General features: G+C 69.5%; 12 protein-coding genes. 10 read left to right on the top strand and 2 right to left on the bottom strand.

The genetic code is table 11. The annotated features are described in order from the left end of the window. The 7 genes from kdpA (at position 1) to M1203_RS30195 (ending at position 9,095) form a co-directional block, all read left to right on the top strand. Positions 1–1,665 (top strand): potassium-transporting ATPase subunit KdpA, encoded by a 1,665-nt coding sequence (kdpA, locus tag M1203_RS30225; RefSeq protein WP_249953007.1) that lies wholly within the window; start codon positions 1–3, stop codon positions 1,663–1,665. 26 nt (positions 1,666–1,691) lie between these two features. Next, positions 1,692–3,803: a potassium-transporting ATPase subunit KdpB gene (gene kdpB / locus M1203_RS30220; RefSeq protein ID WP_374404401.1), complete on the top strand. Its 2,112-nt coding sequence runs from the start codon at positions 1,692–1,694 to the stop codon at positions 3,801–3,803. Between the two features lie 14 nt (positions 3,804–3,817). Next, on the top strand, positions 3,818–4,480 hold the full coding sequence (locus M1203_RS30215) for a potassium-transporting ATPase subunit C (protein ID WP_249953109.1): 663 nt from the start codon (positions 3,818–3,820) through the stop codon (positions 4,478–4,480). Between the two features lie 125 nt (positions 4,481–4,605). Then, positions 4,606–7,149, top strand: a complete 2,544-nt coding sequence (locus tag M1203_RS30210) for a sensor histidine kinase KdpD (RefSeq protein WP_249953005.1) — start codon at positions 4,606–4,608, stop codon at positions 7,147–7,149. Between the two features lie 26 nt (positions 7,150–7,175). Continuing rightward, positions 7,176–7,865 (top strand): response regulator, encoded by a 690-nt coding sequence (locus M1203_RS30205; RefSeq protein ID WP_249953004.1) that lies wholly within the window; start codon positions 7,176–7,178, stop codon positions 7,863–7,865. Positions 7,866–7,898: 33 nt separating this feature from the next. Further along, positions 7,899–8,285, top strand: a complete 387-nt coding sequence (locus M1203_RS30200; protein ID WP_165372066.1) for an OB-fold nucleic acid binding domain-containing protein — start codon at positions 7,899–7,901, stop codon at positions 8,283–8,285. 3 nt (positions 8,286–8,288) lie between these two features. Beyond that, positions 8,289–9,095 (top strand): DUF3159 domain-containing protein, encoded by an 807-nt coding sequence (locus M1203_RS30195; protein ID WP_249953003.1) that lies wholly within the window; start codon positions 8,289–8,291, stop codon positions 9,093–9,095. 141 nt (positions 9,096–9,236) lie between these two features. Here M1203_RS30195 and M1203_RS30190 read toward each other — a convergent pair whose 3' ends face one another. Both M1203_RS30190 and M1203_RS30185 read right to left on the bottom strand, forming a co-directional pair. After that, the gene (locus tag M1203_RS30190) at positions 9,237–9,914 is read right to left on the bottom strand and encodes a TrkA family potassium uptake protein (RefSeq protein WP_249953002.1); all 678 of its coding nucleotides are present in this window, start codon (positions 9,912–9,914) and stop codon (positions 9,237–9,239) included. Next, the gene (locus tag M1203_RS30185; protein ID WP_249953001.1) at positions 9,914–10,582 is read right to left on the bottom strand and encodes a TrkA family potassium uptake protein; all 669 of its coding nucleotides are present in this window, start codon (positions 10,580–10,582) and stop codon (positions 9,914–9,916) included. Before M1203_RS30185 ends, M1203_RS30190 begins: the two co-directional genes overlap by 1 nt. A gap of 334 nt (positions 10,583–10,916) precedes the next feature. On the opposite strand from M1203_RS30185, the gene M1203_RS30180 reads away from it, so the two are divergent. From M1203_RS30180 to M1203_RS30170, 3 genes are all read left to right on the top strand, one after another. Then, on the top strand, positions 10,917–13,076 hold the full coding sequence (locus M1203_RS30180; RefSeq protein ID WP_249953000.1) for a glycoside hydrolase family 3 N-terminal domain-containing protein: 2,160 nt from the start codon (positions 10,917–10,919) through the stop codon (positions 13,074–13,076). A 90-nt stretch (positions 13,077–13,166) separates the two neighbouring features. After that, the gene (locus M1203_RS30175; RefSeq protein WP_249952999.1) at positions 13,167–15,218 is read left to right on the top strand and encodes an APC family permease; all 2,052 of its coding nucleotides are present in this window, start codon (positions 13,167–13,169) and stop codon (positions 15,216–15,218) included. Positions 15,219–15,337: 119 nt separating this feature from the next. Next, on the top strand, positions 15,338–16,666 hold the full coding sequence (locus tag M1203_RS30170) for a class I SAM-dependent RNA methyltransferase (RefSeq protein WP_249952998.1): 1,329 nt from the start codon (positions 15,338–15,340) through the stop codon (positions 16,664–16,666). Positions 16,667–16,859: the final 193 nt, after the last annotated feature.

Here is a 16,859-nt window from a genome sequence, read left to right as displayed (position 1 = left end):
ATGAGCCCCGTCCTCGCCGGTGTGCTCCAGCTGCTCGCCCTGATGGTCGCGCTCGCTCTGGCGTACCGCCCGCTCGGTGACTACATGGCCCGTGTCTACTCCTCGCCCAGGCATCTGCGGGCCGAGAAGTGGATCTACCGCGCCATCGGCGCCAATCCCGCCACCGAGATGCGCTGGCCCGCCTATCTGCGCGGCGTCCTCGCCTTCTCCGCGGTCAGTGTCCTGTTTCTGTATCTGCTCCAGCGGGTCCAGGGCGGTCTGCCGGGCTCGCTCGGCTTCGCGTCGATCGACCCCGACCAGGCGTTCAACACCGCCGCGTCCTTCGTCTCCAACACCAACTGGCAGTCGTACTACGGCGAACAGGCCATGGGCCATGTCGTACAGACCGGCGGACTGGCGGTGCAGAACTTCCTGTCGGCTGCCGTCGGCATGGCCGTCGCGGTGGCGCTGGTGCGCGGTTTCGCCCGCTCCCGCACCGGTGAGCTGGGCAACTTCTGGTCGGACCTGGTGCGCGGCACCGTCCGGATCCTGCTGCCGATCGCCGTCATCGGCGCGATCGTCCTGGTCGCCTGCGGCGCCATCCAGAACTTCGCGGGCATCCACGAGGTCGGCCAGTTCATGGGCGGCTCGCAGCAGTGGAACGGCGGCGCCGTCGCCTCCCAGGAGGTCATCAAGGAGCTGGGCACCAACGGTGGCGGTTACTTCAACGCCAACTCCGCCCACCCCTTCGAGAACCCCAACCCGGTCTCGAACCTCTTCGAGATCTTCCTGATCCTGCTCATCCCGTTCGCGATGACCCGCACCTTCGGCCGGATGGTGGGCAGCCTCCGGCAGGGGTACGCGATCCTCGTCGCGATGCTGGTGATCTGGCTCGGCTTCACCGCGCTGATGATGTGGACCGAGTTCCACCACGGCGGCCCGGCGCTCCAGATCGCCGGCGGCGCCCTGGAGGGCAAGGAGACCCGCTTCGGGGTCGGCGGCTCGTCGATCTTCGCGGTGGCCACCACCCTCACCTCGACCGGTGCGGTCAACTCCTTCCTCTCCTCGTTCACCGGGTACGGCGGCGGTATCGCGATGCTGGGCATGCAGCTCGGTGAGATCGCGCCCGGCGGGGTCGGCTCGGGTCTCTACGGCATGCTGATCATGGCCGTCATCGCGGTGTTCATCGCCGGGCTGATGGTCGGACGCACGCCCGAGTATCTGGGCAAGAAGATCGGCACCCGCCAGATCAAGTTCGCCGCCTGCTACATCCTGATCACCCCGGCGCTGGTGCTCTGCTTCACCGCCGTGGCCATGGCACTGCCCACCCCGACCAACTCCCTGACCAACTCAGGGCCGCACGGCTTCTCCGAGATCCTGTACGCGTACACCTCGGGTGCCAACAACAACGGTTCGGCCTTCGCCGGGCTCAACGCGGACACCCAGTGGTTCAACACCACCATCGGGCTGGCGATGCTGCTCGGCCGCTTCGTGCCGATGGTGTTCGTTCTCGCGCTGGCGGGATCGCTTGCCGAGCAGAGCCCCGTACCCAAGACCGCGGGCACGCTCCGCACGGAGAAACCGCTGTTCAGCGGGGTGCTTGTGGGCACGATCGTGATCGTCGCCGGGCTCACCTACTTCCCGGCGCTGGCGCTGGGGCCGCTGGCCGAGGGGCTGGCGTCATGAACACCCTTTCGAAGCAAGAGGACGAGATGTCCAGTACCACTCCGACCCGTGCGCCGCACAGCGATGTCCCGACCGGTCACAAACCCGATGACGGACGCGTCGGCGGGGGCCTGTTCGACCCCAAGCAGTTGCTGCGCTCCTTCCCGGACGCGCTGAGGAAGCTCGACCCGCGGTCGATGGTGAAGTCGCCCGTGATGTTCGTCGTGCTCATCGGTTCCGTCATGAGTACGGTCTTCGCCGCGCTGAGTCCGGGCGACTGGTTCGGCTGGGCCGTGGCCGCCTGGCTCTGGCTGACCACCGTCTTCGCCAATCTGGCCGAGGCGGTCGCCGAGGGGCGCGGCAAGGCGCAGGCGGACACCCTGCGCAGGGCCAAGACCGACACCGTCGCCCGGCGGGTCATCGGCGCCCACGAGGAGCGGGTGCCCGGTACGGAGCTGCACGTCGGCGATCTGGTCGTCTGTGAGGCCGGCGACATCATCCCCGGCGACGGCGATGTGGTCGAAGGCGTCGCCTCCGTCGACGAGTCGGCCATCACCGGTGAATCGGCGCCCGTCATCCGGGAGTCGGGCGGCGACCGCTCCGCCGTCACCGGCGGTACGAAGGTCCTCTCCGACCGAATCGTCATCAAGATCACCACCAAGCCCGGCGAGACCTTCATCGACCGGATGATCGCGCTGGTGGAGGGCGCGGCCCGGCAGAAGACCCCCAACGAGATCGCGCTGAACATCCTGCTCGCCTCGTTGACGATCGTCTTCCTGCTCGCGGTCGTCACGCTCCAGCCGTTCGCCGTCTACGCGGGTCAGCGCCAGCCGGTGATCGTGCTGATCGCGCTGCTGGTCTGTCTGATCCCGACCACCATCGGCGCGCTGCTCTCCGCGATCGGTATCGCGGGCATGGACCGGCTCGTACAGCGGAATGTGCTCGCCATGTCGGGGCGCGCGGTCGAGGCCGCGGGCGATGTCTCGACCCTGCTGCTCGACAAGACCGGCACGATCACCCTCGGCAACCGGCAGGCCGCCGAGTTCGTTCCGGTCAGAGGCGTGACGGAGGCCGAGCTCGCCGACGCGGCGCAGCTCTCCTCCCTCGCCGACGAGACCCCCGAGGGCCGCTCCATCGTGGTGCTGGCCAAGGAGAAGTACGGACTGCGCGAGCGTCACCAGGGCGAGCTGGCCGGTGCCGAGTGGGCCGCGTTCACCGCCCAGACCCGGATGTCCGGTGTCGACCTCGATGAGAACGGCGCCCGGCGCAAGGTCCGCAAGGGAGCGGCCGGTTCGGTCGCCGCCTGGGTCCGGGAGCGCGGCGGCCAGGTGGCCGAGGACACCCGGGGACTCACCGAGGCGATCTCGGAGGCCGGGGGTACGCCACTGCTGGTCGCCCTGGAGGACGCCAACGGGGCTCGGGTGCTCGGCGTCATCCACCTCAAGGACGTGGTCAAGGAGGGGATGCGGGAGCGGTTCGACGAACTGCGCCGTATGGGCATCAAGACGATCATGATCACCGGTGACAACCCGCTGACCGCACGGGCGATCGCGGAGGAGGCGGGCGTGGACGACTTCCTCGCCGAGGCCACCCCCGAGGACAAGATGGCCCTGATCCGCGGTGAGCAGGCGGGCGGCAAGCTCGTCGCGATGACCGGCGACGGGACGAACGACGCCCCGGCGCTGGCGCAGGCGGATGTCGGCGTGGCCATGAACACCGGTACGTCGGCCGCCAAGGAGGCCGGGAACATGGTGGATCTGGACTCCAACCCGACCAAGCTCATCGAGATCGTCGGCATCGGCAAGCAACTGCTCATCACCCGTGGCGCGCTGACGACCTTCTCCATCGCCAACGACGTCGCGAAGTACTTCGCGATCATCCCCGCGATGTTCGCGGTCGTCTATCCCAGCCTGGACAAGCTCAACATCATGCGGCTGTCCTCGCCGGAGTCCGCGATCCTCTCCGCGGTCATCTTCAACGCGCTGATCATCGTCGCGCTCGTACCGCTCGCGCTCAGAGGCGTGCGGTACCGGCCGATGAGCGCGGACCGGATGCTCCGCAGGAATCTGGGCATCTACGGCCTCGGCGGACTGATCGCCCCCTTCATCGGCATCAAGATCATCGATCTGCTCCTCTCCCTCATCCCCGGCATCGGGTGAACGGCATGACATCCATGAACAGCTCGGCACGCAACACCGCACGGCTCCTCGGGGCCGGGGCGCGCGCTCTCCTCGTCCTCACCCTCCTGTGCGGGGTGCTCTACCCGCTGGCCGTCACCGGCGTGGCCCAGGGCCTCTTCCCCCACCAGGCGAACGGGTCCGAGGTCAAGGAGGCCGGCAAGGTCGTCGGCTCCTCGCTCATCGGCCAGCGCTACGACCTGCCGCTGAAGAAGGGCCAGGAGACACCGGAGCCCGACCTCAAGTGGTTCCAGCCGCGCCCGTCCAACGGTCTGGGCAGCAACAGCGTCAACACCCAGTACAAGCTGATCCTCTCCGGCGCGACCAACCGGGCGGCCGACAACGAAGAGCTGATCAAGTGGGTCAAGGACGCCAAGGCCGCGGTCATCAAGGACAACTCGACCCCCGGTTACCGGGTCCCGGCCTCCGCCGTGCCGCCGGACGCCGTGACCTCCTCGGGCTCCGGCCTCGACCCGGACATCTCGCCGGCGTACGCGCGGCTCCAGGTCCACCGGGTGGCCGAGCGGAACCAGCTCTCCGTCCAGCAGGTGGAGAAGCTGGTCGAGGAACACACTCAGCAGCGCGTTCTCGGCTTCGTCGGGGAACCCCGGGTGAATGTCCTCGCGCTGAACGTCGCACTGCGGGAGTTGATCGGCTGACCATCAGAATCGTGTCAAGACCGACTCACGAGACCGGTGCCGCCCCTTTTGTCCGCATCCCTGGCTGTAGTTTCGACTCGGCCGGCGCGTCGGGCGCGGTGGCTCTTCTGGAAGACAATGGGGCCATGGGACGCGGCAAGCTTCGTATCTATCTGGGCGCGGCACCGGGCGTCGGCAAGACATACGCGATGCTCTCCGAGGCGCATCGCCGGGTGGAGCGCGGCACGGACTGTGTCGTGGCGTTCGTCGAGCATCATGACCGGCCGCGTACGGAAGTGATGCTGCACGGGCTCGAAGCGGTCCGGCGGCGCGAGCTGGAGTACCGCGGGACGGTCTTCACGGAGATGGACATCGACGCGGTGCTGGAGCGCCGTCCGACCGTCGCCCTGGTCGACGAACTGGCACACACCAATGTGCCGGGCTCCCGCAACGCCAAGCGCTGGCAGGACGTCGAGGAGCTTCTCAAGGCCGGGATCGAGGTCGTGTCCACGGTCAATATCCAGCACCTGGAGTCGCTCGGCGATGTCGTCGAGTCGATAACGGGCGTACGGCAGCAGGAGACCGTCCCCGACGAGATGGTGCGCCGCGCCGACCAGATCGAGCTGGTCGACATGTCGCCCCAGGCGCTGCGGCGGCGCATGGCGCACGGCAATGTCTACAAGCCCGACAAGGTCGACGCGGCGCTCTCGCACTACTTCCGCCCCGGCAACCTCACCGCGCTGCGTGAGCTGGCGCTGCTCTGGGTCGCCGACCGGGTGGACGAATACCTCCAGCAGTACCGCGGTGAGCACAACATCCGCTCCACCTGGCAGGCCAGGGAGCGCATCGTCGTCGGCCTCACCGGCGGCCCGGAGGGGCGCACGCTCATCCGCCGCGCCGCCCGGATGGCCGCGAAGGGGTCCGGCAGCGAGATCCTGGCCGTCTACATAGCCAGGAGCGACGGCCTGACCGCCGCCTCGCCCAAGGAACTGACGGTCCAGCGCACGCTGGTGGAGGACCTGGGCGGCACCTTCCACCATGTCATCGGCGACGACATCCCCTCCGCGCTGCTCGAATTCGCGCGCGGGGTCAACGCCACCCAGATCGTGCTGGGCTCCAGCCGGCGCAAGACCTGGCAGTACATCTTCGGGCCCGGGGTCGGCGCCACCGTCGCCCGGGAGTCCGGGCCCGATCTGGACGTCCATATCGTCACGCACGAGGAGGCCGCCAAGGGGCGCGGGCTGCCGGTGGCGCGCGGGGCCAGGCTCGGCCGCTCCCGGATCGTCTGGGGCTGGCTGGCCGGGGTCGCCGCGCCCGTACTGCTCTCGCTGCTGCTGACGGCGCTGAACAACACGCCGGGGCTGGCCAACGATGTTCTGCTGTTTCTCTTCCTGACCGTGCTGGCCGCGCTGCTCGGCGGGCTGCGGCCCGCGCTCGCGTCGGCCGCCGTGGGCTCGATGCTGCTCAACTTCTACTTCACGCCGCCCACCCACACGCTGACCGTGTCGGACCCCAAGAACCTGGTCGCCATCGTGATCTTCTTCGCGGTGGCCGTGTCGGTGGCGTCCGTGGTGGATCTGGCGGCCCGCCGCACCCACCAGGCGTCCCGACTGCGCGCGGAGTCGGAGATCCTCTCCTTCCTGGCCGGCAGTGTGCTGCGCGGGGAGACCACGCTGGACGCGCTGCTCGAACGAGTACGGGAGACGTTCGCCATGGAGTCCGTGGCGCTGCTCGAACGTACGAGCGATGTCGAGCCCTGGACCTGTGCGGGCAGCGTCGGACCGCACCCCGTCGACCGCCCCGAGTCCGCCGATGTGGACATGCCGGTCGGCGACCATATGGCGCTGGCGCTCTCCGGCCGCGTGCTGCCCGCCGAGGACCGGCGGGTGCTCGCCGCCTTCGCCGCCCAGGCCGCCGTCGTGCTCGACCGGCAGCGCCTGGTGGGCGAGGCGGAACAGGCCCGCGCGCTCGCCGAGGGCAACCGCATCCGTACGGCGCTGCTCGCCGCCGTCAGCCACGATCTGCGGACCCCGCTGGCCAGCATCAAGGCCTCGGTCACCTCACTGCGCTCGGACGATGTCGAGTGGTCCGAGGAGGACCAGGCCGAACTGCTGGAAGGCATCGAGCAGGGCGCCGACCGGCTGGATCATCTGGTCGGAAATCTGCTCGACATGTCCCGGCTCCAGACCGGTACCGTCACCCCGCTGATGCGTGAGATCGATCTCGATGAGGTGGTCCCGTGGGCGCTCGGCGGCGTACCGGAGAACAGCGTGGAGCTGGACATACCCGAATCGCTGCCCATGGTGGCCGTGGATCCCGGTCTGCTGGAGCGCGCGGTCGCCAATATCGTCGAGAACGCCGTCAAGTACAGCCCCGAGGGACGGCTCGTCACCGTCGCGGCCAGCGCGCTGGGCGCGCGGGTCGAGGTACGGGTCGTGGACCGGGGCCCCGGCGTCCCCGACGATGCCAAGGACCGGATCTTCGAACCCTTCCAGCGCCACGGCGACGCGCCGCGCGGGGCCGGAGTCGGCCTCGGACTCGCCGTCGCCCGTGGCTTCGTGGACGCGATGGGTGGCACGCTGGCCGCCGAGGACACCCCCGGCGGCGGTCTGACCATGGTCCTCACCCTCTCAGCGGCGTCCGGACGAGAGCCGGTACGTCCCGAACCACCCGCCCGGTTCCTCACATGACCGGGACAGCAGAAAGGCAGGCCCCTATGACCCGGGTGCTCGTGGTCGACGACGAGCCGCAGATCGTACGCGCGCTGGTGATCAATCTGAGAGCGCGCAAGTACGAGGTGGACGCGGCGTCCGACGGCGCGAGCGCCCTGGAACTGGCCGCGGCCCGCCATCCCGATGTCGTCGTGCTCGACCTCGGCCTCCCGGACATGGACGGCGTCGAGGTCATCAAGGGCCTGCGCGGCTGGACCCGCGTACCGATCCTGGTGCTCTCCGCGCGCCACACCTCCGACGAGAAGGTCGAGGCGCTGGACGCGGGCGCCGACGACTATGTCACCAAGCCCTTCGGCATGGACGAACTGCTGGCCAGGCTGCGCGCCGCGGTACGGCGGGCCGAGCCGGTCGGCGGCGACGGCGACGAGACCGTCTCGGTCGTGGAGACCGAGGGGTTCACCGTCGATCTGGCCGCCAAGAAGGTCCACCGCGAGGGCAGGGACGTACGGCTCACCCCGACCGAGTGGCATCTGCTGGAGGTGCTGGTACGGAACACCGGCCGGCTGGTCAGCCAGAAACAGCTCCTCCAGGAGGTCTGGGGCCCGTCGTACGGCACCGAGACCAACTATCTGCGGGTGTACATGGCCCAACTGCGCCGCAAACTGGAGGCGGATCCCTCGCACCCCAGGCACTTCGTCACCGAACCGGGTATGGGCTATCGGTTCGAGCGTTGATCCGGGGCCCCCATACCCCGGTACGCTTTGTCCATGAGTGCTGAGAAGCCGACCGGCCGCTTCCGCCGGATGCTCGACCGGCTCTCCAGCTCCCAGGAGGATCTGGAGTCCGAGGAACTGCAGGAGGACGCGCAGGCTTCGGGCTGTACGCGGATCTCCGACTGCAACGACCGCCAGATCGTACGGGTGACTGGTACGTTGCGGACGGTCACCTTGCGTCCACGGGCCGGAGTGCCCGCGCTGGAGGCGGAGCTGTTCGACGGCACCGCGCCGCTGGACGTGGTGTGGCTGGGCCGGCGCTCGATCGTGGGCATAGAGCCGGGCCGCAAGCTGATCGCCTCCGGCCGTATCTCCCTGAGCCACGGCCGGCGGGTGCTGTTCAATCCCAAATACGAACTCCGACCACTCGGACAGGAGTAGCCGGTGACGTCACCCGACAAGCCCGCCGCCTCGCACGCTTCCCCCACCGCCTCATCCTCCACATCGGCCTCCTCCGACACCTCGGCCGCTCCGGACGGTGATGCGAAAGCCGTCACCGAGGCGGCTCTTTTCGAGGCATTCGGCGGACTGCGCGGCATGGTGGAGACGGTCCTCCCCGGCCTGCTCTTCGTCACGATCTTCACGGTCAACAAGGATCTGCACGCGTCGGCGATCGCCGCGCTGGCCGTCTCGCTGCTGCTCGTCGTGGTCCGGCTGATCCGCCGGGACACCGTCAAGCACGCCTTCAGCGGGGTCTTCGGTGTCGCGTTCGGTGTCGTCTTCGCGATGATGACCGGCGACGCCAAGGACTTCTATCTGCCCGGCATGATCTACACGCTGGGGCTGGCGGTCGCGTACATCGTCACGACGCTCGCGGGTGTGCCGCTGATCGGGCTGATCCTCGGCCCGATCTTCAAGGAGAACCTGTCCTGGCGCACCCGTAACCCGGGCCGCAAGAAGGCGTACGCCAAGGCCAGCTGGGCCTGGGGGCTGATCCTGCTCGCCAAGTGCGCGATCCTCTTCCCGCTCTACTGGTGGGCGGACACCACCCAGCTCGGCTGGGTCCTGATCTCGCTCAAGATCCCGCCGTTCCTGCTGGCGGTCTATCTGACCTGGGTCTTCCTGGCGAAGGCGCCGCCGCCGATCGATGTGTTCGCCGAGATGGAGGCGGAGGAGCGGGCCGAGAAGGAGCGCGCGGCCGCCGTCGCCGCCACGGCCGGGGACGGGGCGGGGCCGCGGCACCGCCGGTAGGCGATGGTTGTCGGCCGAACCTTCTCGCAGTGGCCGACCTTTCTCGGAGTGCTGGAGCGGTCCCGGGCGTTGAACCGCTGCTGGGCGCCGGACAGGCCGTACGGGCAGGCTTTCCCGTACGGCCTGTCCGGCGTCAGGGCGTCAGCCGGCCGCGTCCTCGCGGCGTACCGACAGCAGATCCTCCAGCTGCTCCTCGCGGGCCTGGGCCGCCACGAACAGCAGCTCGTCGCCTGCCTCCAGCGTCTCCTCCGGGTTCGGGGTGAGGACGCGCGTGCCGCGGATGATCGTGACCAGCGAGGTGTCCTCGGGCCAGCTCACATCACCGACCTGCGTGCCCGTCACGGCCGACTCCGGCGGCAGCGTCAGCTCGACCAGGTTCGCGTCCCCGTGGCTGAAGCGCAGCAGCCGTACGAGATCGCCGACGCTCACCGCCTCCTCGACCAGCGCGGACATCAGACGCGGCGTCGAGACCGCGACATCCACGCCCCATGACTCGTTGAAGAGCCATTCGTTCTTCGGGTTGTTGACCCGGGCCACCACTCGCGGAACGCCGTACTCGGTCTTGGCGAGCAGCGAGACGACCAGATTGACCTTGTCGTCGCCCGTCGCGGCGATCACGACATGACAGCGCTGGAGCGCCGCCTCGTCCAGTGAGGTGATCTCACAGGCGTCGGCCAGCAGCCATTCCGCCAGCGGCACCCGCTCCACCGAGATGGCGGACGGTGCCTTGTCGATCAGCAGGACCTCGTGTCCGTTCTCCAGCAGCTCACCCGCGATGGAACGGCCCACCGCGCCTGCCCCGGCAATCGCGACACGCATCAGTGACCGCCTCCGTCCGGGCCCTCGGCGAACGCCGCCTCGACCTTCTCGATGTCGTCCGTACGCATCATCACGTGGACGAGATCGCCCTCCTGCAGGACCGTCTGGGACGTCGGCAGCATCGCCTCGCCCAGCCGGGTCAGAAACGCGACACGGACGCCCGTCTCCTCCTGGAGCGTGCTGATCTTGTGACCGATCCAGCTCTCCGCGGTGTGCACCTCGGCGAGCTGCACGCCACCGCTCGGATCGCGCCACAGCGGCTCCGCGCCGGACGGCAGCAGCCGGCGCATCATCTGGTCGGCGGTCCAGCGGACCGTGGCCACGGTCGGGATGCCCAGCCGCTGGTAGACCTCGGCGCGCTTCGGGTCGTAGATACGGGCGGCCACGTTCTCGATGCCGAACATCTCGCGGGCCACCCGGGCGGCGATGATGTTGGAGTTGTCGCCGCTGCTCACCGCGGCGAAGGCACCGGCGTCCTCGATACCGGCGTCCCGCAGGGTGTCCTGGTCGAACCCGACGCCGCTGACGCGACGGCCGCCGAAACCGGAGCCGAGCCGCCGGAACGCGGTGGGGTCCTGGTCGATGACGGCGACGGTGTGCCCCTGCTGCTCCAGGTTCTGCGCGAGTGCGGCACCCACCCGGCCACAGCCCATGATGACAATATGCACGGCCCTACCCCGCACTCCTCATACCCCACCTGAACTGCGTATACATCCTGCTCATGTCTCTTCTCTCGGCTCGCCGGGCAACACGTTGCGGGCACTTGACGGCCCGCGGGGCACCACGCGCCGACGGCAGCCGGTCATGGGCCCGAGCGGTGCCGGGGATGTCGCCCTCGTCCGCGCTCACGCCCACCGTATCGGCAACCAGGAACGGGAGATCAGGCGTGTGCCCCGTCTACCCGCCGCCGGAGGGGGTACGGATCACCGGCGGCGGGTAGACGGGGCATCCGTACCGTGGCGGCGACACCTCATCACTTCCAGGCATGTGGGGACGCGGAGCATGGACCAGGAACAGGACCGTAACTACGACCCGCGCGTCGCGGAGTTGCTGGCCCGGATGACGGACGCGGAGAAGCTGGGCCAGCTCCAGCAGCTGGCCTGGACCGGGGACACCGGCCCCGGCGGCGGGCAGAACCATCTCATCGAGACCGCGGCCCGCGAGGGGGTGCTCGGCTCCGTACTCAATCTGTACGGCGCCGCGCACACCAACACCCTCCAGCGCATCGCCGTCGAGGAGTCACGGCTCGGCATCCCGCTGCTCTTCGGTTTCGATGTGATCCACGGCTTCTGGACCACCTTCCCGATCCCGCTCGCGCAGGCGGCGAGCTTCGATCCGGCGGTCGCCGAGCGGGACGGCGAGGTGGCGGCACGCGAGAGCCGGTCCAACGGGGTGCACTGGACGTTCGCGCCGATGATGGACGTCACCCGCGATCCGCGCTGGGGACGGATCGCGGAGAGCTGCGGCGAGGACCCGTATCTGACGGCCGCGTTCGCGGCGGCCAAGGTCCGCGGCCACCAGGGCGGCGACCTCCGCGATCCGCACCGGATCGCCGCCTGCGCCAAGCACTTCGCCGCGTACGGAGGCGCCGAGGGCGGCCGTGACTACAACACCGTCGATGTCTCCGAGCAGCGCCTGCGCAATCTCTATCTGCCGCCGTTCAAGGCCGCCGTGGAAGCGGGCGCGGCGACGGTGATGGCCGCCTTCAACACCGTCAGCGGTGTCCCGGCCCACGCCCACCCGCATCTGCTCTCCGACATCCTCAAAGGGGAGTGGGGATTCGACGGCGTCGTGGTGAGCGACTGGACCGGGGTCCATGAGCTGATGGCGCACGGCTTCGCCGAGGACGCCGGGACCGCCGCCGGGCTCGCGTTCGAGGCGGGCCTCGACATGGAGATGGTCAGCACGGATCTCGCCGACCACGGACGGGAGTTGCTGAGCGGCGGGGCGCTCTCGGCCGGGCGTCTCGACGACGCCGTGGCGCGGGTGCTGCGGCTGAAGTTCCGCCTCGGGCTGTTCGAGCGGCCGTACGTGGACGAGGACGCCGCGCTGACCGGGCCGACCGAGGAGAGCCGGGCGGCGGCCCGGGAGACCGCGGGCCGGTGCGTGGTGCTGCTCAAGAACGAGGGGTCGACGCTGCCGCTGAGCCGGGGGCTCTCGTCGGTCGCCGTGGTCGGCCCGTTCGCGGACTCCACCGATCTGCACGGCACCTGGTCGGGGCCGGGCGCGACCCGCTTCCCCGCGGTCACCGTCCTCGACGGCGTACGGGCGGCCCTCCCGGACACCGCCGTCGTCCGGCACGCGCGGGACCGCGAGGCGGCCGTGGCGGCGGCGCGCTCCGCCGATCTGACCGTGGTGGTGGCCGGCGAGCCCACCGAGCTGAGCGGAGAGGCGTCGTCGCGCAGCGACATTTCGCTGCCCGCCGGCCAGGAGGAGCTGATCCGGGCGATCGCGGCGACGGGCCGGCCGTTCGTCGTCGTACTCGTCGGCGGGCGTCCGCTGACCGTCGACGGCTGGATCGATCTGGCGCCCGCCGTGCTGGCCTCCTGGCATCTGGGCATCGAGGCCGGTCACGCGCTCGCCGATGTGCTGTTCGGCGAGGTCAACCCGGGAGCCAAGCTGCCGGTGAGCTTTCCGCGCTCGGTGGGGCAGATCCCCGTCTACCACAACCACGAGAACACCGGCCGCCCGTCCGAACCGGACGGCCCGGGAGCGCCGTTCACCTCGTCCTATCTGGATGTCGGGCGCGGACCGCGGTTCCCGTTCGGGTTCGGCCTCAGCTATACGGACTTCGAGATCGGTGAGCCGCGGCCGAGCCGCGATGACATCGGCGTCGGGGAGCTGTCGAGCGGCGCCGAGGTGGAGGTGACGGTCGCCGTACGGAACACCGGGCAGCGCGCGGGCGATGAGGTCGTACAGCTCTATGTGCGGGACCGGGCGGCATCGGTCGTCCAGCCGGTGCGGCGCCTTCGCGGCTTTCGGCGCGTCACGCTCGGCGCGGGGGAAAGCACCGTGGTGCGGTTCCGGCTCGGCGCCGATGACCTCGGGTTCTGGACGAACGACCCGGCGGGCCGCTTCCTCGTGGAGCCCGGACGCATCGACCTGTACGCGGGGAACAGCTCGGGAGCGAGCGCGCGGCGCACCCTCATCCTCACCCCGTGACAGCACCCGCCGGCGGCCCGTCGACATGCCGGGCCGCAGGTGGGGGGTGGTGCCCGCACACTGTCTTGTTCGAACGCATACGATCCCTTCGTGTCCAAACTGACCGACGTGCCCAAACGGATCCTGATCGGGCGGGCGCTGCGTAGCGACAGGCTTGGGGAGACCCTTCTCCCCAAGCGCATCGCCCTGCCCGTCTTCGCCTCCGACCCGCTGTCCTCGGTGGCGTACGCGCCGGGAGAAGTCCTCCTCGTCCTGTCCATCGCGGGTGTGTCGGCCTACCACTTCAGCCCGTGGATCGCGCTGGCCGTCGTGGTCCTGATGTTCACGGTCGTCGCGTCGTACCGGCAGAACGTGCACGCCTACCCGAGCGGCGGCGGCGACTACGAGGTCGCCAACACCAACCTCGGCCCCAAGGCCGGCCTCACCGTCGCCAGCGCGCTGCTCGTCGACTACGTACTGACCGTGGCGGTGTCGATCTCCTCCGGTGTGGAGAACCTCGGGTCCGCGATCCCCTTCGTGGTGGAGAACAAGGTTCTCTGCGCCATCGGGATAATCGTGCTGCTCACGCTGATGAATCTGCGCGGGGTACGGGAGTCGGGCAAGCTCTTCGCGATCCCGACGTATGTCTTCGTCGGCGGGGTCTTCCTCATGATCATCTGGGGCGCGTTCCGGGGACTCGTGCTCAACGAAACCATGCGCGCCCCGACCTCCGGCTTCGAGATCAAGGCCGAGCATCAGGGCCTGGCGGGCTTCGCGCTGGTCTTCCTGCTGCTGCGCGCCTTCTCCTCCGGCTGCGCCGCGCTGACCGGTGTCGAGGCGATCAGCAATGGCGTCCCGGCCTTCCGCAAGCCGAAGAGCAGGAACGCGGCGACGACCCTCGCCCTGATGGGCGGCCTCGCCGTCACGATGTTCTGCGGCATCATCGCCCTGGCCATGGCCACCGATGTGAAGATGGCGGAGTCGCCCGGCACGGACCTGCTCCGCGACGGAGTCCCGGTCGGCTCGGGCTATGTGCAGAACCCGGTCATCTCGCAGGTCGCCGCCGCCGTCTTCGGCAGCGGCACGTTCCTGTTCGTCCTGCTCGCCGCGGCCACCGCGCTGGTCCTCTTCCTGGCCGCCAACACCGCGTACAACGGCTTCCCGGTGCTCGGCTCGATCCTTGCCCAGGACCGCTATCTGCCGCGCCAGCTGCTCACCCGCGGTGACCGGCTGGCCTTCTCCAACGGCATCGTGGTGCTGGCCGGCGCCGCCGCGCTGCTCGTCGGTCTCTACGGCGCGGACTCCACCCGGCTGATCCAGCTCTATATCGTCGGTGTGTTCGTCTCCTTCACACTCAGCCAGACCGGCATGGTCCGGCACTGGAACCGCCATCTGCGGACCGAGCGGGACCCGGCCAAGCGCCGCCATATGATCCGGTCCCGCGCGATCAACACCTTCGGCGCCTTCTTCACCGGTCTGGTGCTGGTGGTCGTGCTGGCGACCAAGTTCACCCATGGCGCCTGGGTCGCGCTCCTCGGCATGGTGATCTTCTACGGGACGATGACCGCGATCCGTAAGCACTACGACCGGGTCTCGGCGGAGATCGCCGCCGCCGAGGGACCGTCCGACGACAGCGTCCGGCCGTCCCGGGTGCATTCGATCGTGCTGGTCTCCAAGGTCCACAAGCCCACGCTGCGCGCCCTCGGTTACGCCAAGCTGATGCGCTCGGACACCCTGGAGGCGCTCAGCATCAATGTCGACCCGGCGGAGACGAAGCAGCTCAGAGAGGAGTGGGAGCGGCGCGGCATCAACGTACCGCTGAAGATCCTCGACTCCCCGTACCGCGAGATCACCCGGCCGGTGATCGAGTACGTACGCGGTCTGCGCTCGGAGAATCCGCGCGACGCGGTGAGCGTCTATATCCCGGAGTATGTGGTCGGCCGCTGGTACGAGCATCTGCTGCACAACCAGAGCGCGCTGCGGCTCAAGGGGCGGCTGCTCTTCACCCCGGGGGTGATGGTGACGTCGGTGCCGTACCAGCTGGAGTCCTCGGAGCTGGCGAAGAAGCGGGCGAAGAGGCGCGCGGCGTATGTGGCGCCGGGCGCGGTCAGGCGCGGTCCGGTGGATTCGCGGCCGAAGGAGCCGGACGGGAAGGGCACGTAGACTGGTGGGCTGTCGCGGCCCTACCCACCGCTGCCACCCACCCCTGCCACGCACCCCTTGTACCCACCCCTTGTACCCACCCTTTCCTCTTCACCTCTGATCTTTTGGAGCCACCTCCCATGTCAACAGAACCGAAGGCTTCGCTGATCGGGGAGGAGTACGAGGTTGAGGTGGGCCCCGTCGCCCATGGCGGCCACTGCATCGCCCGTACCGCCGGGGGCCGTGTGCTCTTCGTACGGCACGCACTGCCCGGCGAGAAGATCGTCGCGCGGGTGACGGAGGGGGAGGAGGACTCCCGCTATCTCCGCGCCGACGCGGTGAAGATCATCGAGCCGTCGAAGGACCGGGTCGAGGCCCCGTGCCCGTACGCGGGCCCCGGCCGGTGCGGCGGCTGCGACTGGCAGCACGCGAAGCCGGGCGCGCAACGGCGTTTCAAGGGCGAGGTCATCGCCGAACAGCTCCAGCGGCTCGCGGGCCTCACCCCGGAGGAGGCGGGCTGGGACGGTACGGTCATGCCCGCCCCCGGCGACAAGCTGCCCGCGGGCGAGGTGCCTGCCTGGCGCTCGCGCGTGCAGTACGCGATCGACAAGGACGGTCGCGCGGGGCTGCGCAAGCACCGGTCGCACGAGGTGGAGCCGGTCGAGCACTGCATGATCGCCACGGAAGGCGTCAGCGAACTGGGCGTGGAGCGGCGCGAGTGGCCGCAGATCGCCACGGTCGAGGCGATCGCGGCCTCGGGCTCCGGCGACCGACAGGTGATCCTCACCCCGCGCGAGGGCGGCCGGCTGCCACTGGTGGAGCTGGACAAGCCGGTGTCCGTCCTGCGAGTGGACGAGCGCGACGGGGGAGTGCACCGGGTCCACGGCCGCGCCTTCGTCCGCGAGCGCGCGGACGGCCGTACGTACCGCGTCGGCATGGGCGGCTTCTGGCAGGTCCACCCGCAGGCGCCGCAGCTGCTGGTGGAGGCCGTGATGCAGGGCCTGATGCCGAGGAAGGGCGAGACGGCGCTCGATCTCTACTGCGGGGTGGGCCTGTTCGCCGGGGCGATCGCGGAGCGCGTCGGTGAGACCGGCGCGGTGCTCGGCATCGAATCCGGCAAACGCGCGGTCGAGGACGCCAGGCACAACCTCCAGGACCTGCCCCGGGTCCGCATCGAACAGGGCAAGGTCGACCAGGTCCTGCCGCGCACCCGAATCACCGAAACGGACCTCATCGTCCTGGACCCACCCCGCGCGGGCGCGGGCAAGCAGACGGTCACACACCTCTCGGACCTGGGCGCCCGCCGCATCGCCTACGTGGCCTGCGACCCGGCAGCCCTCGCCCGTGACCTGGCGTACTTCCGAGAGGGCGGCTACCGCCCGCGCACGCTGCGGGCGTTCGACTTCTTCCCGATGACGCACCACGTGGAGTGCGTGGCGATCCTGGAGCCTGCTGCAAAAGGCAACTGACGTGCGGCTTCGTCGGCCCGAGTAGTTCCCTCGGCAACACCGTGGCGGGCGCCCCCCCCCACGGACTCGAACGGTACCCGCCTGTCCGCTCGTCCACGTCGTGACGCCGACGTGCGCCCCCGCTTCGCGGCATGGGCCGTTGGTCAATCCAGTCGGTGCATACCCATTGACCCGTCGGCGTTTTCATATCTAG

The sequence above is a fragment of the Streptomyces sp. 35G-GA-8 genome, assembly GCF_023534745.1.
In the GTDB taxonomy this organism is placed as follows: Bacteria; Actinomycetota; Actinomycetes; order Streptomycetales; family Streptomycetaceae; genus Streptomyces.
The sequence above is the reverse complement of the archived record's forward strand: the minus strand, read 5'-3'. Positions and strand labels throughout refer to the sequence as shown.

Bases quoted from the DNA above. Each gene is read 5' to 3' on its own strand.
- M1203_RS30215 (WP_249953109.1), top strand. From the start codon at position 3,818: ATGAACAGCTCGGCACGCAACACCGCACGGCTCCTCGGGGCCGGGGCG.
- M1203_RS30180 (WP_249953000.1), top strand. From the start codon at position 10,917: ATGGACCAGGAACAGGACCGTAACTACGACCCGCGCGTCGCGGAGTTG.
- kdpA (WP_249953007.1), top strand. From the start codon at position 1: ATGAGCCCCGTCCTCGCCGGTGTGCTCCAGCTGCTCGCCCTGATGGTC.
- M1203_RS30190 (WP_249953002.1), bottom strand. From the start codon at position 9,914: ATGCGTGTCGCGATTGCCGGGGCAGGCGCGGTGGGCCGTTCCATCGCG.
- M1203_RS30170 (WP_249952998.1), top strand. From the start codon at position 15,338: ATGTCAACAGAACCGAAGGCTTCGCTGATCGGGGAGGAGTACGAGGTT.
- M1203_RS30210 (WP_249953005.1), top strand. From the start codon at position 4,606: ATGGGACGCGGCAAGCTTCGTATCTATCTGGGCGCGGCACCGGGCGTC.
- M1203_RS30200 (WP_165372066.1), top strand. From the start codon at position 7,899: ATGAGTGCTGAGAAGCCGACCGGCCGCTTCCGCCGGATGCTCGACCGG.
- kdpB (WP_374404401.1), top strand. From the start codon at position 1,692: ATGTCCAGTACCACTCCGACCCGTGCGCCGCACAGCGATGTCCCGACC.
- M1203_RS30205 (WP_249953004.1), top strand. From the start codon at position 7,176: ATGACCCGGGTGCTCGTGGTCGACGACGAGCCGCAGATCGTACGCGCG.